At 43.7% G+C, this 19,720-nt stretch carries 17 protein-coding genes, 1 tRNA gene and 1 pseudogene; 11 read left to right on the top strand and 8 right to left on the bottom strand.

From position 1 onward, the window contains the following. Positions 1 to 347 (bottom strand): hypothetical protein (locus JWH17_RS12840; protein ID WP_205223024.1); only part of this gene is annotated, 347 nt, incomplete at its 3' end. 144 nt (positions 348 to 491) lie between these two features. On the opposite strand from JWH17_RS12840, the gene JWH17_RS12835 reads away from it, so the two are divergent. The 11 genes and pseudogenes from JWH17_RS12835 (at position 492) to JWH17_RS12790 (ending at position 12,899) form a co-directional block, all read left to right on the top strand. Then, entirely contained in the window at positions 492 to 1,598 is a 1,107-nt protein-coding gene (locus JWH17_RS12835) for a transposase (protein WP_205223023.1), read from the top strand. A 181-nt stretch (positions 1,599 to 1,779) separates the two neighbouring features. Further along, positions 1,780 to 3,127 (top strand): annotated as a pseudogene (locus JWH17_RS12830) (IS1380 family transposase). A 913-nt stretch (positions 3,128 to 4,040) separates the two neighbouring features. Further along, positions 4,041 to 4,268, top strand: a complete 228-nt coding sequence (locus JWH17_RS23820) for an ArsR family transcriptional regulator (protein ID WP_232371072.1) — start codon at positions 4,041 to 4,043, stop codon at positions 4,266 to 4,268. A 34-nt stretch (positions 4,269 to 4,302) separates the two neighbouring features. Continuing rightward, entirely contained in the window at positions 4,303 to 4,704 is a 402-nt protein-coding gene (locus JWH17_RS23815) for a hypothetical protein (RefSeq protein WP_232371071.1), read from the top strand. A 64-nt stretch (positions 4,705 to 4,768) separates the two neighbouring features. Then, positions 4,769 to 5,071, top strand: coding sequence for an ATP-binding protein (locus JWH17_RS12820; protein WP_205223022.1), 303 nt, complete (start codon positions 4,769 to 4,771; stop codon positions 5,069 to 5,071). Positions 5,072 to 5,176: 105 nt separating this feature from the next. Continuing rightward, positions 5,177 to 6,541 carry a Coenzyme F420 hydrogenase/dehydrogenase, beta subunit C-terminal domain gene (locus tag JWH17_RS12815; RefSeq protein WP_205223021.1) on the top strand — a complete coding sequence of 455 codons (1,365 nt, stop codon included), beginning with the start codon at positions 5,177 to 5,179 and terminating at the stop codon, positions 6,539 to 6,541. Then, positions 6,528 to 8,030 carry an MOP flippase family protein gene (locus JWH17_RS12810; RefSeq protein WP_205223020.1) on the top strand — a complete coding sequence of 501 codons (1,503 nt, stop codon included), beginning with the start codon at positions 6,528 to 6,530 and terminating at the stop codon, positions 8,028 to 8,030. The genes JWH17_RS12815 and JWH17_RS12810 overlap by 14 nt, the downstream gene beginning before the upstream one ends. A gap of 19 nt (positions 8,031 to 8,049) precedes the next feature. Beyond that, the gene (locus JWH17_RS12805) at positions 8,050 to 9,318 is read left to right on the top strand and encodes a polysaccharide pyruvyl transferase family protein (protein ID WP_205223019.1); all 1,269 of its coding nucleotides are present in this window, start codon (positions 8,050 to 8,052) and stop codon (positions 9,316 to 9,318) included. A 345-nt stretch (positions 9,319 to 9,663) separates the two neighbouring features. Beyond that, positions 9,664 to 10,647 (top strand): glycosyltransferase family 2 protein, encoded by a 984-nt coding sequence (locus JWH17_RS12800; RefSeq protein ID WP_205223018.1) that lies wholly within the window; start codon positions 9,664 to 9,666, stop codon positions 10,645 to 10,647. 145 nt (positions 10,648 to 10,792) lie between these two features. After that, on the top strand, positions 10,793 to 11,707 hold the full coding sequence (locus JWH17_RS12795) for a glycosyltransferase family 2 protein (RefSeq protein ID WP_205223017.1): 915 nt from the start codon (positions 10,793 to 10,795) through the stop codon (positions 11,705 to 11,707). 16 nt (positions 11,708 to 11,723) lie between these two features. Then, positions 11,724 to 12,899 (top strand): CDP-glycerol glycerophosphotransferase family protein, encoded by a 1,176-nt coding sequence (locus JWH17_RS12790; RefSeq protein WP_205223016.1) that lies wholly within the window; start codon positions 11,724 to 11,726, stop codon positions 12,897 to 12,899. 1 nt (position 12,900) lies between these two features. Here JWH17_RS12790 and JWH17_RS12785 read toward each other — a convergent pair whose 3' ends face one another. The 7 genes from JWH17_RS12785 to JWH17_RS12755 all read right to left on the bottom strand — a co-directional run bounded on the left by JWH17_RS12785 (position 12,901) and on the right by JWH17_RS12755 (position 19,703). After that, entirely contained in the window at positions 12,901 to 13,353 is a 453-nt protein-coding gene (locus tag JWH17_RS12785) for an FAD synthase family protein (protein WP_205223015.1), read from the bottom strand. Positions 13,354 to 13,461: 108 nt separating this feature from the next. Further along, positions 13,462 to 14,688: a glycosyltransferase gene (locus JWH17_RS12780; RefSeq protein ID WP_205223014.1), complete on the bottom strand. Its 1,227-nt coding sequence runs from the start codon at positions 14,686 to 14,688 to the stop codon at positions 13,462 to 13,464. Between the two features lie 13 nt (positions 14,689 to 14,701). Then, positions 14,702 to 15,568, bottom strand: a complete 867-nt coding sequence (locus tag JWH17_RS12775) for a glycosyltransferase family 2 protein (RefSeq protein ID WP_205223013.1) — start codon at positions 15,566 to 15,568, stop codon at positions 14,702 to 14,704. Between the two features lie 100 nt (positions 15,569 to 15,668). Further along, positions 15,669 to 15,742: transfer RNA gene (locus JWH17_RS12770), tRNA-Gln, on the bottom strand. Between the two features lie 74 nt (positions 15,743 to 15,816). Next, entirely contained in the window at positions 15,817 to 16,623 is an 807-nt protein-coding gene (gene amrB / locus JWH17_RS12765) for an AmmeMemoRadiSam system protein B (RefSeq protein ID WP_205223012.1), read from the bottom strand. A 53-nt stretch (positions 16,624 to 16,676) separates the two neighbouring features. Beyond that, positions 16,677 to 18,137 carry a cysteine--tRNA ligase gene (cysS, locus tag JWH17_RS12760; protein ID WP_205223011.1) on the bottom strand — a complete coding sequence of 487 codons (1,461 nt, stop codon included), beginning with the start codon at positions 18,135 to 18,137 and terminating at the stop codon, positions 16,677 to 16,679. 342 nt (positions 18,138 to 18,479) lie between these two features. Further along, positions 18,480 to 19,703 (bottom strand): AmpG family muropeptide MFS transporter, encoded by a 1,224-nt coding sequence (locus JWH17_RS12755; protein WP_205223010.1) that lies wholly within the window; start codon positions 19,701 to 19,703, stop codon positions 18,480 to 18,482. Positions 19,704 to 19,720 lie beyond the last annotated feature (17 nt).

Below are 19,720 nucleotides of genomic sequence, written 5' to 3'. Positions count from 1 at the left end.
GGGCGATTGAGTTGTTCGCTGCAACCCCAAAAACACGAAAATTTAAATGTTGAATTGACCCTGATTTCCATATTTATCGCATAATTAAAGACGCTGGGGAATAAACCATTTATTCGAGATTCCCTTAAGCCAAAACTTAGGTTCGAGACAGGACGTTCGCCAAGTTCACCACCAATAAGCGCATTGACAATGGTATCTTTTGAAAATTCATTAATCCTTAATTCAGGATGCTGAATATTGCGGGCATCATCAAAAAGAAAAGGAACGTGAAACACATTCCTATAGATAGAGAGCCCAACAGCTAGAACCAGGATAAAAAAGCAAGCATACCTTTTGGATAAGTACATTAGAAACCAACAATTATAACTATTAAATCGAGCCTCTTGCAAAATAGAAAAAGAAACTATTTCCAAGGTAATGTATTGAAATAATTGAGCTTCACTGCCACTTCATGGTATTGTTTTTTACCACCAAAAGCAAAACCAAGGAGAATGCCAATAAAGCTCAACGACAAGATATCATGGTTAATGGGGCGTGTCCAAAAAAGTTTATTTCCTCACTTGGACGAATGCTTTGACAATCCATTTACTGAGCAGGAAAAACGATTGGTAGCAATTCTTGAAATCGTTCAGGTAGAAAAATATATCTCTACTCCTGCAGTCTACCAGTGGCGAGGGCGCAAGCCTCCTGATCGACAATCGTTAGCCAGAGCATTTGTGGCAAAGACACTCTATCGCATCCCCACAACTAGTGATTTGATTCGCGCGCTTCAGGCAACAAAGAACCTGAGGCGTATTTGTGGATTTTCGGCTACGGGTAACATCCCGTCAGAATCCACCTTTTCCCGTGCATTCACAGAATTTGCTGTCAGTGGGCTTGGTACGCAGGCGCATAATGCTCTAGTGCAGGAATATTGGGTCGATGAACTTCTCGGACATATCAGCCGGGATTCCACAGCTATCATCGGCAGGGAGAGGCCTGCCAAAAAGGTGAAAATGCCCAAAAAGCCTCGTAAGAGGGGACGGCCTGCGAAGGGCGAAAAACGGGAACCAGCTCCAGTAAAACGACTTGATCGGCAGATTGCTTTGTCTGCGGAAGAGGCAATCTTGGAACTGCCAACCCTTTGCGACCGAGGCACCAAAAAGAATGCAAAGGGATACAAAACATCTTGGAATGGCTACAAATTACACCTGGATATTAACGATATGGGCCTACCTGTCAGTGCCCTCGTCACCTCTGCGTCATTACATGACAGCCAGGTTGCTATTCCATTGATAAAGCAAACCAGCGGTAAAGTCACTTATCTCTATGATCTAATGAATGCTGCATACGATGCCAAACGGATCAATGAAACAAGCAGGAAATTTGGTCATGTCCCAATCATTGATAAGAATGCTCGGGGCAAAGAAGTCATTCCAATGGCACCTCATGAAGCAGAACGGTACAAAACCAGATCGTCTGTAGAATGGGCTAACGGTCGATTAAAAGAAGATTTTGGTGCCAGCAATGTCATGGTAAAAGGGCACTGCAAAGTAACTCAACATCTCATGTTCGGAGTGATAGTCTTATTCGCCGATCAGCTCATGCGCCAACTTTAACAGAGTATTAAAGAACACAAAAATTGTTACATCGTTACAAAGTAAGTGTGCCTATGGGGCCATAATTTAACAACAAAATGTAATACCTAAATCCTGCAGATAGTTGAAAAGAAATCATGAAAATGGCAATATCCTTAAAATGTTAACGACCAAATTACCACAATAAGGAGTCACCATTTCCATGAAGAAAAAACAGCATAAACGATCTGCCAGAGTATCGCCAAAAAAAATTAAGTTCACCAAGGGGGCGAAAGGGCTTACAGCGCAAGCAGGCCTAAAACCAGTAGTCCAATTTCTGCAAAATCAAGGGATTGTTGAACTTGTGAGGGATACCGTAAATCACAAACGAGGAGCTAATGCGCTTTATGATGCAGTTGATGCAATCTTTCTCCCGCTTGTCGCAATTATTGGAGGTGCCCGTTCAATCCGAGCGATTGTCACCGTATGGTCAGACAGTGTCCTTTGTCGTGCTGCCGGTTGGTTGAGCATTCCTGACGAAACAACCTTTGGTCGTTTATTTCGATCATTTTCTCAATGCCACGTAAATGACATGGAAGTATTGAACCACCGACTCCGTGGACGACTATGGCGCAAAGCTCTTCGATCCGGAAAAAGTAAAGTAAGCGTCATTCTGAGTAAGGTGGTTGATGTGGATTCGACGGAAAAGACTGTCTATGGCTCACAGGAAGGAACCGCGAAAGGGTACAATCCACATAAGTGCGGCGCGGTATCATATCATCCATTGCTTGCCTTTTGCACTGAGACCAAAGAGATACTTCAGGGCTGGCTACGATGCGGTAATGCCTATACAAGCAATGGGGTAGTTGAATTTACCAAGCAACTTTTGGCACATCTCCCTAATCGAACTCGTATTCTATTTCGTGGCGACAGTGGATTTTTTTGTGGGAGCCCTGCTTGACCTACTGGATCATGGCGGCCATGGTTATTTGATTAAGGTTAAACTTAAGGGACTGGCTAATTTGCTTGGTGGACAACAGTGGGAACCAGTTCCGAAACAGGCTGGATGGGAGCAATGTTTATTTTTTCATCAATGCACAACGTGGGCTACAGCTCGGCTATTTGTTGCGGTGCGTATGGAAAAACCAGTAGATCCTAAAAAAGCAGCCACCTTGTTTGAGATAAAGGAATACGATTATTTTTGCTACGTTAGCACTGATAACGACAATCCCTGGGAAATTCATAAACAGTATGGGCAACGTGCCACCTGCGAGACGTGGATCGAGGAGGCCAAAAACCAGACAGCCTTGGCCCATATTAAGACGGATGATTTCTGGGCCAACAGTATATTATTCCAAAGTTCAATCTTAGCATACAACACTGTGCGTTGGATGGCCTTGTTGAGCGGAAACAAGTTGCTGCGGCGTTGGGAACCAGCGACGATACGAACCTTTCTTGTTCGAATGGCAGCAAAGTTTACAACAGGTAGTCGCCAGCAGAAGGTAACGGCTCCAGAAAGAATGCTCTATTCTAGACAATGGGATGAATGGGTGGCTGTAGGAGAAAGCTGACCCCTTTCTTCGCGGTATTGCAAAATGCATTTTAACGAAGTGAAGGGAAAGGTGCGCCTTGAATCGAAAAAATATGCCTTGCTTCAAGGCAACCAGGGCGATGTTACACGAAAATTCCCGTGTTAAGTCGCCTCCTGAGCACATTTCTGCATAAATTTGTTCAATGTGGCAACGAGTGCAACCAAAAAGCGGCGTTTCTTGGCTAGGTGATCCGCTCTAAAGATTAATTGCAGGATTTAGGTAGTATTGAGGCGACATGACCAATACGATCGGCTAATGTCAATACCCCCGTCTGTCGTTAACACTTAAATTGATCATTTTGCAAGAAGCTCAAATCAAGAGACATTATTTGCCGACAATAAAATATCTCAACACGCTGTTAGCTCATAAATTCATAGACAATCCAAAACAAGCAAAGGCTCAAAGAGCCTCTCTCATCATGTTACCCCCTAAAAAAACTTATCAAATCAAAAATATACGAGCAACAGGCTACTATAACACAATTCTTTGTCGAATTAGCTCATTAATTCCGAAATAGAAAAAGATGAACATTTTTACTATTTTTAACTCTTCACCTTGAAACTTGTCTACAGAAAGAGCAATTCACTGGCGACCTGTTTTCCAGAACATATTAACAGCACATAAAAATCTTTTTCTCTCAACTTTAACAAAACCGTGACAATAACCGCATATCGAGACAAAAACCCATTGTATTCATTCAACAATTGAACCTTCAACAGGTTTTCGGGCTTACATCATATCATTGCCAGGGATAAAATGGAGTCCGTACTTTTAAGCAGGAAAGGAAAAACTCATCGTCCCCTTTCTCATCGTCCCCTTTACTACCCAAAAAAAAGATGGCAAAATAGTTCTAATAAACAGAACGTAATTCCGAACAATATGACAAAATTTTATGCTCTCAGGCCTCATAACCTCTAAAATTCGTATCCAAATCCTCATGCGGCTCTTCCTTAATTCGGAAAGGAATGCTTACCTGCGTGAACTTGCCGACGAGTTCGGCGCCTCTCCCAGTCACGTCAAAAATGAACTGGACCAACTGAAAGAGGCAGACTTGCTCATAAGTCGCAAAAAACGGACGACAGATACTGTTCTCAGCCAACAGCGGACACCCAGTATTTAACGAACTCCAATCCATGGTGCAGAAGGCATTAGGCATGGACCGAATCCTGAAGTCGATGATCAATCGCTTGGGCTACCTGAAAAAAGCCTTTTTGATTGACGATTACGCAAAGGGTAAAGACAGCGGGATCATCGACCTGGTTTTAGTAGGGAACATCGACCAGTACCACCTCAATGATCTGACACAAAAAACAGAGATGTACATCAAAAAAAAAAAAATCGGAAGCCTTGTATTGAGTGAAAAAGAAGTTCAATCCCTTAAATCCACCTTGTCAGACCCGGCACGATGCTTTTGTGGGATAGTTCAGAAAATGGCACCTGATTATACATTAAAATTGAAGGAGACCATCTACGCCCCGGAATCCGTAATAGAAAATCCCTGTACGCTGGTTTCCCTGATGGTCACGGATCTCTTCAATTCACTTGAATTCGCCTAGTGGTTGTTTTGCTTAACATTTCTGCAAGATACCGCCAGAGCTTCATGGTTACGAAAATATTTAAGTGGGGCTGTCCCCTATCTATTCGCCAATTATAATCGTATTCCTTTACGTTCGAATAGGAATTGAGAATCCAGATATCCTCCAGTCTGGGTTGACGATTGAAGACATGAAGCAAAGCATGTCAAAAATACAACATCATGTCATAGCCCGTCTCTTTCGTGAACTAGGCCTTATTGAACAATGGCCGACAGAAATCCGCGGCATCTTTCGAGAAGCGCAGAAACAGGAACTGCAAGAGCCTGAACTCATTGAATATGCTTTTTCATCATTTATAGTTGGACGCATCTCACATACGATCATATAGAGCCGGAATAAGGCACTGGAGTGGTATGAGGACAATGTCTGAATCTCAAACCTGGCCTTAATGATTTCTCATACCTAAACCTTTCTCCCTGTTTTGGTTTTGAAAATGAAAAAGAAAAAAAATATTTCAAGCGTAGCCGCTGAGAGACTTTGTAATACCTGTGGCAGTTGTTACGGTATATGTCCAACTCAGGCTATTGATTACCAGGAGACCAGCGGTGGTTATTATTTACCTGTGGTGGACGAGAAGGCCTGCACTCATTGCGGATTATGCTTTGATGTCTGCCCTGGTGTTCATTTTGGCGACACACTTATCTCACAAATGCCTGTTGACCCCTTTACGGGAGTTGTCCTAGATGCTTTTGTCGGCAAGGCCACCGATAAGAAGGTTTTTGATAACTCTCAAAGCGGCGGTATTGTTACCGCACTTTTGTCTCATAGCCTAGAAACAGGTCGCATAAAAGGTGCGGTCATCGTATCCATGGAGTCGGGTAGCCCCCCTCGCCCGATAGTGCGGATTGCCCGAAGTGTTTCAGAACTTTATGTGGCTCAAAAATCGAAGTATTGTCCTGTCCCACTACTTGGTTTCTTTAGAGAGTTGAAAGAAATAGACGGCCCGGTGGCAGTTGTGTGCACCCCCTGTCAACTACACGGTCTACATAATGTGTTGGATAAAATGCCAAAGTTGCAGAATAAAATTGCATTTACTGTAGGGCTTGTGTGTGACAGAGTATTGACTTATGCAGCATTGGACTACCTGCTTTCCAAAGCTAGGAGCGACAAAAGTGTTCCCTCTATACTTCACTTTAGAGATAAGGCGGTAAGCAGCTACCCAGGAGATGTCCATGTACTTTCCAAGAATGGTAGATCAGTTATTATGCCTGCTGCAACCAGAATGCGGATCAAGGACTACTTCACCCCTGCTAGGTGCAGAATATGCTTTGACAAGATGAATGTTTTCTCCGATATAACCGTGGGCGACCCCCATGGCCTGGATGGTATAGACCAAAGGCATGGCGAATCTATGGTTTTAGTTAGAACGGAAAAGGGCCGTAAAATTTTCAATTACACGAAGGATAAGAAGGTGATAGATGTACGTACGATAGCGTACGAACAGGTTTTCCAAGGCCAAGGAATTGATAAAAAAAGGCAGCAGTGGGCTGGATATGTATTAGCGTGGAAAAAACAAGGAAGAGAGCTACCCAATTATTGTGATATGGTGGAAAATCATACTCCTATCCCAGCTGAGATGAAAAAATATTTACAGGATCTCAAAAGCTCATTTAATCAGGATAATTTTTTATCACGTGATGAACTGATTATCTATGTAGAAGCAAGTTTGAAAAAGAAACAACTTATAAAGACACTACTTTTTCCTGCTAGGTTCTCAAAGCGTGTTATCAGTAAACTCTCATTCTTAATTTCCAACTATTGGAATAGTTCGCCTAGCTCTACTCATGGAAAGCGATAAGAAACAAAATCATTTTTTTGATACGAAGGACCAGGCCACCAACCTCAAGAAACGCTCCTTGCGTAGTGGCGCAGTGACACTGACCTCTCAGGGACTTATCTTCCTGATCAACATTGGGTCGACTATGGTCCTGGCTCGACTGTTGACGCCGCGGGATTACGGGATGATCACGATGGTTGCCGCCATAACTGGATTCGCCCGAATTTTCAGTGACCTCGGCCTGTCCTCAGCGACTATTCAGCGAGCAGACATCAATCATATGCAGATCAGTAACCTATTCTGGATTAATGCAGGAACCGGGGCAGTAATCACGATGATCGTTGCAGCAGTCTCTCCAGCCGTTGCCTGGTTTTACAAGACTCCGCAACTTCTTTCGATCACAGCAGTACTTTCACTGAACTTTCTAATTATCGGACTGGCGATTCAACACAGAGCACTCCTTACCCGACAGATGCAATTTTTTACCATGGCCAAGATCCAGATTTTTTCAACGCTTTTAGGTATAACCGTTGCCGTTTTCATGGCAATGCACGGCTACCGCTATTGGGCTTTAGTACTCAATACGCTCTCCGTATCAGCTTGTAATGTCATTTGTTTCTGGTTTGTGTGCAAGTGGCGACCGGGCCTGCCTCAGCGCAAGTCAGGAGTTCGCCCAATGCTTCGATTTGGTTCGGACATTGCTGGATTTAACATAATCAATTATTTTTCAAGGAATTTGGACAATATCCTCATAGGGCGCTATTATGGTACATTGGCTCTCGGCCATTACAGCAAGGCCTACCAGTTGCTTATGCTTCCGATAGCGAACCTGAGAGAACCCCTAAACAAGGTGGCCCTCCCATCTTTGAGTCGTCTTCAGAGCGAGCCGGAAAAATATCGCAGTTATTACATAAAATTCATATCCCTCCTCGCCTTTATGTCCATGCCTTTAGTGGCATTCATGTTCGCTTGTTCAGAAAACATAATTAGGCTGGTCTTAGGATCTCAATGGATCGGGGCAAATGAACTTTTCAAAATTCTTGCCTTTGCCGCCTTTATCCAACCAGTTTTGAGTACAAGGGGTGTCGTGCTACTCTCAACCGGACAAAGCAGGAAGTACCTCTGGTGGGGGACGGGAAATGCAATTGTGACCACCATCTCCTTTATCCTAGGCCTTCCATGGGGGGCCAAGGGTGTGGCGACGGCATATGCCACTGCCAACTACCTTCTTCTCTACCCCTCCTTGTTTTATGTTTTTAAAAACTCCCACCTCAGGGTTAATGATTTCTTCGCTGCAATTTATAAACCATTTACGGCAAGCCTCGCTATGGGGATAGTGTGTTTTCTCTTGCAGAACTCTATGAAGGCTGGTGATGATATTTTTGTTTTGGCGATCTGCTTCGTTGCAAGCTTGGTTGTTTATTTGTTGGCCATGGTGGCTGTTTCAGGTGGGACTAAAGATCTCCGCGAATACTATTCTTATGGGCGGTTGGCGTTTACCAGAAAATAACTCGGACAAAACTATAAATATGAAAATTCTCATTCGTGGTGCAGGGTTTCAGAACAAAGGGGCTGAGGCGATGTTGCGGGTTGTGCAGAGGGAATTAGGTATACGCATTCCGGAGGCCAGCTTTCATGCAACAGTGACACCTTTGGATGCACCCTATACCAACAGGTCGGGAGTCTCACCTGTCATTACATTTCCAAGCACCCGCCTAAAAAGACTGCGCTCCGTACCAATTGTTTCAAAAGCACAAGAGATTTTTATATCTCTTCGGGACCCAGATTTTTCCAGAGCTATCAAAACCAGCCAGAAAACTGCCTCTGAAATTAATGCCATTGGGCATGTAGATGGTGTGGTTGACGTAAGTGGCTTTGCCTACAGTGACTCCTGGGGCCCCAATAACCTGAAAAATACTTGGGCTTGGGTCGAATATTGCCTGGCAAAGAAGAAACCATACATTTTTTTGCCTCAGGCCTGGGGCTCTTTTGAAAAAAAAGAGACTTCATTCTGGGCAAAAAGGATCTGCCAAGATGCAACTCTTGTTTTGTCTAGAGATGACGAGTCTTCTAACCATCTTGCAAAACTTCAGAATATTCCAAGTTCCGACGTCCGAATTGCGCCGGACATCGCTTTCCGCTTTAGAGGTGCGCCAGAGGCTGTTGGACGTACCATCTTCCGTGATCTTGGGTTGGCGCAAGAAGGACGGCCTGTAATTACCCTTGTCCCTAATATGCGCGTTTACGAACGTACCGCCGAGACAGGTGCATCAAACCAGTATGTGAATCTACTGGTTGCCTTGACCAATTATTGCATTGAGAACCTTGGAACCAGCGTGCTGCTGGCTCCCAACGAAATCAATGTTCCGACTTCTGGCAAGCCCGATGACCGATTTCTCTGCGGGATCATCGAATCCTGCACTCGTAAGTCCGAACATTGCTATACGATACGCGAGTATTACCCAAGTGAGACCATCAAGGCAATTCTAGGTCAATCGGATCTGCTGATTGCCTCAAGGTTTCATAGCCTTGTGTTTGCCCTGTCACAAGGAGTACCAGTGCTGGCGATTGGCTGGTCGCACAAGTATCGTGAGTTGTTCAGATCTTTTGGGTTGGAGGACTTTGTGGTTAACCATAATCGGCTGGATACCAATTCCGTGCTATCATTAGTAGAAAGTGCGTGGGGGCAGAGAGAAGGGATCGGGCGACAAATTTTGGAAACTGTCCCACAACTACAGGAGGAAATCGATGAGCTGTTCGACGAAGTAGCGGCCACGATTGGCATGGAAAACTCTTAAGGTATCCGGCTGCTTGTTTTATAACAAATGGTCGTAGATTACGTTTACGCTTTAACAAGTGCTGTCTTGCCCATTAGGCATTTACAAATTAGATATGACCGATTATCGACAGAAGTTTAGCCTTCTTCCTCCCTCAATTGACCAATTGCTAGGAAGATGTTCCCTGTTTTAGCGATTTTCGTCAGATTTACAAAAATCACATGACTTCAGCAAGTTTTGTTCTCCCTTAGCGCAGTAACCAGTTGTTATATATTTAAAAATTACCGGCAGCCGCCATCTTGTGGTCCTGCCAAGATAAGTTTCAGGATTCAGGTTTACTTAAAATATATCTTCCTATTAAAATCAATGAAAGTTTCAATAATAATACCTGTTTATAATGCCGAAAGATATCTAGAACACGCTATCAATTCAGCTCTGATGCAACCAGAAACAGCTGAAGTAATTTTGATTGAAGACGGTTCAACAGATAATTCTTATAGGTTATGTCAGTCACTTGCTCAACAACATGCCCCAGTAAGATTATTACGACATCCAAATGGTGAGAACAGAGGTGCTGGGGCAAGCCGTAATGTTGGAATCATCAATGCTAAATACGATTTTATCTCTTTTTTAGATGCTGATGATTTATACACGCCTAACCATTTCACAACAGCTTGTAATCTCTTACGAAATAAAACAGTTGATGGTGTATATGGTGCTACAGGAATCCACTATGAGGACGAAAAATGTCAAAATGAATGGTTATATAAACGTGGAATAAATTCTGAGTTGACTACACTAAGCAAGTATATCTCTCCAAATGCGTTATTTAAGCACCTCTTATTACACACACATGGACATTTCACCACTGATGCCATCACTATAAAACGAAGGATATTCTCAAAAACTGGTTTATTTGATGAACATTTACGCCTACATCAGGACACAGCAATGTGGCTTAAAATGGCAGCAATCGGGACTTTAATACCAGGAGATATAAAAACACCAATAGCTATCCGAAGAGTCCATGGACACAATAGAATCTCTAAAATAGCAACAGATTATTCTACCAGCAGTGAACTTTTATACAACACTATTTTAGAATGGGCCCAAAGAAACAAATTGCCTAATGAGCAAATCAATCTCATTAACTATAAGATTTGGAAAAATAATTTTTTCAACTACTCAGTCTATAAATACAAAAAGCGAGACGCTATGATAAAAGGGGAAAAATTTTCACTACTCCATAAAGCATCTTTTTTTTCACGTCAAATCCTTAACCACCCAAATTTAATTCGCCCGTCAATGTTTATGCGTCTCCTCTATGAAATAGTCCAAGAAAAAAAATAATTTCCCCTAACTATAACGCACCTGAAAATGAACGTTTAGTAAATTCACCAGTCAATTAGCGGGGGCGCATGAGCCACAATAACCATCATGCTTCCCGCCCACTACCGAAAGAAAATTGCACCAGTGATTAACAAATGGTATCAACATGAAAAATCAATCTAAATGCCCGTTAAACACTAATGACCTTCCACACACATCAATCATCATTCCTGTTTATAATGACCAAGACGGTTTAGACATCTGCCTACAACATATTCAATCCCAAACCGTCCCAACCTCACAGTTTGAAGTTCTTATTGTTGATAATGCTTCTTCCCCATCAATATGTATTAAGAAGCCATATCCCTTCAGACATACCCTGATCATCTGCAAAAAGCCAGGTTCATACGCGGCTCGCAATGCAGGAATAAAAAAGGCAAAAGGACATATAATCGTATTTTTGGATGCTGACTGTAAGCCAGAGAGAACTTGGCTGGAAAAAGGCACGCAAACACTACTTAATAGTAATTTACCTTGTATCGTTGGTGGCGAAGTCGCACTAACACTTTCAGCGCAGCCAACGACTGTTGAACTTTACCAATACTCGATAGGTTTTGACCAAAAGAGAAATATTCAAAAAAATAAATTTTCAGTAACAGCCAATTTATTTGTGCGGTTAGAATACATTCATCAACTTGGCTATTTTAATGAAAATTTATTATCAGGTGGTGATATAGAATGGTCATGGAGGGCAGAAAAACTTAACATAAAAATTATCTACTGCCCATCAGCTGTTGTACATACAGCACCTCGAAGAAGCCTGCGAGCTGCTGTTACACAAGCTCGTCGTATTGCCGGTGGCAGATACAAGTTCCAAAAACTCGGGTTAGTTGGAACGGCAGAACATCCTAAACTGGCGCCACGAAGAACCTCTTGGGAATCTATATTGTGGCTACTCACCCGAACAGAATTATCCATTTTAAATCGCTTAAAATTTCTTATGGTTGCATCCCTACTCAGAGCAGTTCGGATTTTCGAACACCTGCGACTACGACTTCAAAAATCTCCTGAACGACGATAGCACGAATATAGCCCATATGAAAATAAACAAGAAAAACCTGCTCCACTGGGTCTATCTTGCATGGGGTGGATTTTTAATTCTTTTCTTTCTCCCCCTTCGCCTGATACCCAAAAAAAGAACAATCAAAACTGTTATTCTTTATGGGCACAAACTCCATGGCAACCTGAATGCAATCTATGAGTTCTCACTAAAACATAAAAACACCACTCATGATATTCGGATTCTTTTCCTGACCATGGATCCTCAATATTATAGAGAGATAAAGAATAAACCCAATACCCTTTTCGCATTAAATCCATTTGATTTGAAAAGAGTTGTTCTGGCGGATACCATTATATCCGACCATGGCCTGCATACGCTGAAGCTGCTCTTCAAACTAACGGATTTTTCTTTTGTTGATGTCTGGCATGGCATTCCTTTTAAGGGATTTATCCCTGCTGACTTCACTACCCAACACCAATATGATGAAATATGGGTATCTTCGAATTGTTTGAAAAAACTCTACGTTGATACATTTGGCTTTAACAACAACCAGGTGCATGTAACAGGATATGGACGCACAGACCTGATACTTGACTACCGTGCAAATAAGGTACAGGTACGAGAGAAACTTAGCATACCTAAAAACAAGAAAGTAATACTCTTTGCCCCCACCTGGAAACAGGACACAAAAAACAGGGACGAGATTCCCTTCAACCTCACTCAGGAACACTTTCTTAACAGTCTGGAGGCCTTTTCGGTCGAGAATAACGCATGTCTCATTATCCGCTTTCATCTCAATTCCAAACAAGGAGGAAGCTTTGACAATCAAAATGTTCTCCACTTACCCCTCCAAAAGCATCCAAACAGTGAAGAAATTATAGCTGTTACTGATGTCCTGATAACTGACTGGTCGTCCATTGCCTTTGATATGATGGTGCTCGACAAACCAATAATTTTCCTCGATGTCCCCTCACCATTTAAAAACGGCTTTTCTCTCCCACCTGATTATCGTATTGGAGACCGGGTAAAAGATCTACCGCAGCTCATTGATTCATTGACTGAAGCGTGTTTATTTGAAGACAATTATGAGAAGAAATACAAGAAAGCATATCAGAGAATAAAAAGGATTGTATATGATGCCACTACAGACGGAAAAGCCACTGAAAGATACTTTGAACGGCTGAAAATATTACTAAAAAACAAACACTGATTTATAATGAGGAAGAACAGGGGAAAGCAGGGTCATAAATTTTCTGTGCTTCGTCTACAATTCGTTTTTTTGCAGCAGAAGTCGAAATGAGAGCGGTTCGAGTAAGATACACGACTTCAACAATATCGGAGAATTCATCAAATTTGCCCTTCCAATCATCCCCCATGACGAGCACAGATCCATTATGCTGCAAAAGGTACTCTCGCTTTTCCTCCAGGCTCTCTTCTAAAAAAACCATATCAACACAACGGATAGCCTGAACAATCTCCATCCTATCCTGTTGATTATACGTAGGATAGGCTTTTTTTTTGCCATAGTTCAACGCATCGCTTGACACGCCAACGTACAGTTTATCGCCCAGCGCTGCTGCACGCTCAAGAATTCGCAAATGCCCGATATGGAAAAGGTCAAATGTTCCAAAGGTAATAATGATAGTCTCAGATACACTGTTCATTCCTATAACACTCTCTGCTTGTTAACTTTTTCACATCAATCACTGATGGGCGTTTCGAAACTAGGCCCCTTATCCCATTCATGGGGAAACCATTAGCAATGGATCATGCTAGTCTTGTTTCTCCGCATTTATACACTCATTGAACAAGGCCAAGTATTTAGCGCTTACAACCTCCCAGTCAAACCTTTCTCGACATCTCTCCCTAGCTTTCTCCTTTACATCATCAAGGTCTGCCAGGTGTTCGAGCATCCATATTAGTTTTTGTGCCAAAGCTGTAGCATTACGCTGCTGTACAAGAAATCCAGTTTTCCCGTCTGCCACAATATCTTCAACCCCACCAACTTTTGTGCCAATGACCAAGCATCCGGACAATGCCGCCTCTACAAAGGTAAGGCCAAACCCCTCTGTATCACCTTTTTTTATTTGAATTGAAGGGCCAATAAAAACATCAGCACTTGCGTAATATTGCGGCAATATATGGTTAGAAATACCACCGAGAAATACAACATGCCTGGAAAGATTGAGGTGGATCGCGTGTTCCTGAAGTAAAGGTGCAAGTTCACCGCTTCCTATTATGAGTAATTTTGCGTCGGGGAAGAGACGTATAACCTCTACCATTGCATCAATTAAAAAAATAACACCTTTTTTTTCTGTCAAACGACCTACGAACAGCAGAAAGGGACCTCTGATAGTATACTTTTTCCTTATGGATTGTGATGCATGCTCAAGAGAAAAAAGAGAGGCGTCCACACCCATGGGCAGCACAATAGGTTCAGGAAGGTTTGAATCAATTGATTTTACCTGACATGCAAGGGCCTTACTTACGACAGTGATTTGACATGCGCTTTTTAGCGCAGCCTGTTTAAGTTTTCGGAAAAATTTGCCCTGCAGACCAAAAACGTCTGCCCCGTGAGCTGTTACAATGACGGGTACTCCAAATATTTTTTGCAATATCGACGCAACAACCCCTTGGGGAATGATCCAGTGCGCGTGAATTACATCCGGCCTGATTTTTCTCACCGCGATAACGGAAAAGATGAGTTGTGCAATAAGAAAAAAAGGAATGAGCAAGTAATAGAATTTATTTCGCTGCAAGGTAGGCAAGATGCCTACCGAACCAGCTAGCTTTTCGCATGGTGCAATAAAGTACGGAAACCTGCGAACAGATATCCCACCTAGCATTTCCTTGTACTTTGCCCCTGGATAATGAGGGGTTAATACATGAACTTCAAATGATGCAGCCAAGCGCTTGCTGAGCTCATAAACGAATGGAGGATCAATGTCATTTTTCCATCGCGGAAAAGTTGTTGTCAACACCAAGACCTTAGGCTTCATGATAAAGACGTGTTTATTTGACTCTATCGTAGCGTAACTGGGATATTTGCTCTGACACCAAGCCTATCATGAAAACAATCACAGAAGTGGAGAAAAGTAGTGCCGACATATTCGTAAAGCGCCCCAAAGACAAATACGTATAAACATAGTAACAAAGACCCGTTATAAAACAGACGAAACTGACCGGCATAAAAATACGGAAGGGCGAGTAGAGGGTAGCAATCTTAGAAATAATAAGTAAAAAGCGAATACCATCTTCAACAAGCCGAATCTTGCTGCTGCCAACCCTCCTTTTTGCTTCAATTGGAATGTATTTAAGACTTCTCCCACTACGCAAATACGACATGGTAAGAGTGGTGGGGTAGGAAAAAGTATTGGGCAGCAAATAGATGTACTGTTCAGCGGTACTTTTCTTAATGAGCCTGAAACCTGAGGTAAGATCTTTTATTTTGAACCGAGTGACATAGGTCGCAAACTTATTGTAAAAATAATTGGCAAGGTCACGATGCAAGGATGTCTTCGAAGTCTTTGTCCTTGCCCCAACCACCATGTCAAACCGATCTTTATACTCAAGTAATCGTGCAATATCCTCTGGATTATGCTGCCCATCAGCATCCATCATTATAATCCAGTCACCTTGAGCGACCCTAAGACCAGATTTTATAGCTGCTCCGTTCCCAATATTATAAGGATGGGGCCAAACATTGGCACCGGCCGCAAGGGCCTCCTGCAGAGTATTGTCGGTTGAACCGTCATCAACCACAAGGACTTCAAAGTCTGAATGCAGTTGACGTATCTTGCGTACTGTTTTTCCTATTACCTCCTCTTCATTATAAGCAGGAAGGAGAACAGTTACCGCGTATTCGTGATTCTTTCCCAAGGCAGATCCCTCACAGAGAAAAGTGAACTGGTTATCTTGGTTCAATTATTGTAAAAAGCAGAAAAAAAGCAAGGAGTTAATGCGAGAATATAAAGAAAGCTGGCTGGGAGACAGGGATTCGAACCCCGATAAGCGGAGTCAGAGTCCGCTGTCTTGCCATTAGACCATCTCCCAGTGGCAAAAAAAGGTGGCGTGAAAATAGATGAATTTGCCTTTCTTGTCAACAAAAATAAGTGGGTAAAGTCAGGTTAACTGACAATTAAACCAGCATAGCCGACGACCTGATTTGTGTCGCCACTGGCTTCCCCTGAATCGGTATAGCGCACCAGCTCAACTTTCTCGCTTTTCAGTTCTCTTGATGCCAGCAGGGTGATTACCGTCGGGACTACACCGCACATGGATATCTGGCGTGCATGGACTGTTTCGTACAATCCCTTAGGATCAAAAGCCAGCATATTTTCAATGGCCAAATGATCCTGAGCTGAGGCCTGCTCCCTTGATTTGTAGTGGGTCATGTCTGTGGATGCCACGAGCAGCACCGGTCTTGACACTGCTTGTACGGCCTTTGCGATGTCTTTAGCCACCTCTTCGCATTCAGCGTAGGGAATATGCGATACACAGATAGGAACTATATGCAGGTTGTTTTGCATAAACTGCAAAAACGGCACCTGGACTTCCAAAGAATGCTCGCTGCTATGCGCCTGCTCATCTTGCGTGATAATCTGCGAGATTTGTAAAAGCTGGGTGGCCAATTCCTGATCAATCGGCACGGTTCCCATGGGCATCTGCCAGGCAACAGTACCCAGGGCAACGGCTGCACCACGACCATGATGATTGGGACCAAGGATGATAACCGTTTCCGGAACCTGGACACGGCTGATGGTCAGTCCAGCTGTTGCGCCGGAATAGACATACCCTGCATGGGGCATAATCACCGCCGTTGCGGCTATTCTCTTGTTCTCATCAACTACAGGGGTGAGGCCGGCAACGGTTTGCTCAAGTTGCGCAGGATCTCCAGGATAAAATTGATTGGCAACAACTGGTTTGCGCATCATACATCCTCCTCATAGTTGCGATAGCTGCATCCATTCACCTACAAACAGGTGACTTATTTTACATCCCAGGTTGTTCCATCCGGACCATCTTTCAGCACAATATTACTTGCCAGCAATGTGTCACGAACCTCGTCACTGGTGGCCCAGTCCTTATTCGCCCTTGCCTGGTTGCGCTTTTCAATTAAATTGCTAATCTCTGCTTCAGAGAGATCAATGGCTGCCAGTAGTTGTTCTTTCTTCTGTTGCATCACCTCAACAGGGTCATGCTGAAGAATGCCAACCACCTCACCAAGCTGTTTAATGGTCGCTGCGGTAGTGGTAAGCAAATTATAATCATCTGCAGCAACTTGACCACCCGCAGCTCGCAAAACCTTGTTCAAGGTCTTGACCGCATCAAACAACAGACCAAGTGCTTGGGCGGTATTAAAATCATTGTCCATGGCATGCTGAAAACGCTCTTCGAGTGATTCCAGCTTATCCCGATCCTTCTTGCCGACAACCTGCGGCCCCTGCTCGTCCCCGGCTGGTAACTGTTCGATCTTGGCTAAACAATCGTACATCCGCTCCAATCCGGCGCGAGCGTCCTGTAATGCATGTTCGGAAAAATCTAAAGGATTGCGATACTGGGTGGAAAAAATAAACAGTCGCAGTTCTTCTGCACTGTACTGTTGCAGTACATCACGGATGGTTAAAAAGTTGCCAAGGGATTTTGACATCTTTTCATCTTTGATGGTCACAAAACCATGATGCATCCACAGGTTCGCAAACTCCATTCCCGAGGCACCGCAACTCTGGGCAATCTCGTTTTCGTGATGGGGAAAAATAAGATCCTTACCACCACCATGGATATCAAACGTTGCACCCAGGTATTTTTTGCTCATCGCAGAACATTCTATATGCCAACCAGGCCTCCCGTCTCCCCAAGGGCTCGTCCATTTTGGTTCTCCAGGCTTGGCAGCTTTCCACAGCACAAAATCCATAGGATTTTCTTTCTGTTCGTTCACCTCAATACGGGCACCAGCCTGCATATCTTCTAAAGAACGGCCGGACAGGCGTCCATATCCGTCGTAACGCTCCACCCTAAAATACACATCACCTCCAGATGGATAGGCCATGCCCTTATCAATTAAAGTCTGGATGAGCTCTGTCATCTCACCGATATGTTCGGTAGCTTTTGGTTCGATATCAGGGCGCACCGTGCCCAAAGCGTCCATATCCGTATAAAACTCGTCAATGAACCTCAACGCCAAGGCTGCGGAGTCAATATCCTGTTCATTGGCTCGTTTGATAATTTTATCGTCAATATCAGTAAAATTGCGCACAAAAGTCACTTTATAGCCCCGATAACGTAAATAACGGACCACCATGTCAAACACAAGTGCTGACCGAGCATGACCAATATGACAGTAGTCGTAAGAGGTAATGCCGCAAACGTAAAGCTTCACGTGATTGTCTTCTATGGGCTGCAGCAGTTCTTTTTTGCGGGTAAGGGTGTTGTAGATTCGTAAAGGCATAGGGGCAATGTCGGCTATTTTTAATGTAACTATTCAGCAGCACCCCACCTGCGTCAAGCAAGTAGGGTGTTGCTGAATAGTTACAGGTCGAAAGTAAGGAGTGATTATTTTTATAATTTGCTGACCAGTTACAGTATATTAATCTATGTGTAAGACCTGTCGGGAAAAATTGCAATCATCGGCGGAAAAGTATCATCTGTATTCGTAGGGTGGATAAGCGCAGCGCATCCACCAATGCAAGCCATCAATTCCGCGTGGATGCGCTGCGCTTATCCACCCTACGTACCTGCACAGCTACACAGTAGTTACACGATTACGTTAAATACCGACAGAAACGAGCACTCATTTATAATGATACAGCTTTGCCACCCAGTGTAACAGAAACAGGCCGGGGATGGCAACTACTGTACAACAAAAGAAAAATCCGACCCACCCTATTGACTCGGCCATAAATCCTGTGGGGGCGGAGGCAAGTACCCGGGGGATTCCCATCAGGCTGGATAACAACGCATACTGGGTAGCTGTGAATTTTTTATTGGTCAGCGATGCCATATAGGCAACGTACGCTGCCGTGCCCATACCACCACTCAAATTTTCAAAAGCTATAACGGCTGCCAACCCACTGAGACTGGGACCGATAAGGGCAAGCAGAGAAAATCCGGCAGTAGAAATAGCCTGGAGTATACCAAACAGCCAAAGGCTTCGAATAATGCCGGTTCGTAAAATGACCAATCCACCAACCAAACCGCCGATAATAGTTGCCCAAAAACCAAACAGTTTAGCCACCGCGCCGATCTGGGTTTTAGTAAAGCCAATATCCAGATAAAAAGGAATGGTCATGGTGGAAGCCATCTGGTCGCCTATTTTATAAAACAGGACAAAGAGCAGGATGAGTAAAGCGCCATTCCTGCTGAAATATTCTACAAAAGGTTGAACCACCGATTCTTGAAAATTGGTTGGTGCAGCTTCCTCCACCTGTGGTTCTCTGCACAGGAAGGTCGTAATAATGCCGATCCCAAGACTCGCCGCCATAAATAAATATACCTGGGCGAAAGAAAAATAGTCAGCAAGGATCAAACCACCGCTGCCCGCAAGCAGCATCCCCACCCTATACCCATTGACATACAGCGAACTTCCCAACCCTAACTCGTTGTCAGCGAGATCTTCCCGGCGATAGGCATCCACCACTATATCCTGGGACGCGGAGAAAAAAGTAACAAAAAGGGCAGCCAAGGCAACTAACCATGGTGCTTGACTGGGATTGGTCATCCCAAGCAGGACCAGAGCCCCCATAAGCAACAACTGAAACACCAGCAACCAACCACGCCTTCTGCCAAAAAACGGCAAGGTGAACCGATCCAGCACCGGCGCCCATAGAAACTTCAGGGTATAGGGCAAGCCTACCAACGAAAAAAGACCTATTACCGATAGATCAACCCCCTCTTCCTTCATCCAAGCCTGAAGTACGGAAAGGGTCAACAGCAATGGCACTCCACAAGAAAACCCCATGAGAAAGGACACCAGCATCCGCGGTGAAAAAATCTGTCTATAAATGGGGATATTCATGTTTACCGAGTGTGAAG

The organism is Desulfogranum marinum (assembly GCF_016918565.1).
Classification (GTDB): Bacteria; Desulfobacterota; Desulfobulbia; order Desulfobulbales; family Desulfobulbaceae; genus Desulfogranum; species Desulfogranum marinum.
The sequence above is the reverse complement of the archived record's forward strand: the minus strand, read 5'-3'. Positions and strand labels throughout refer to the sequence as shown.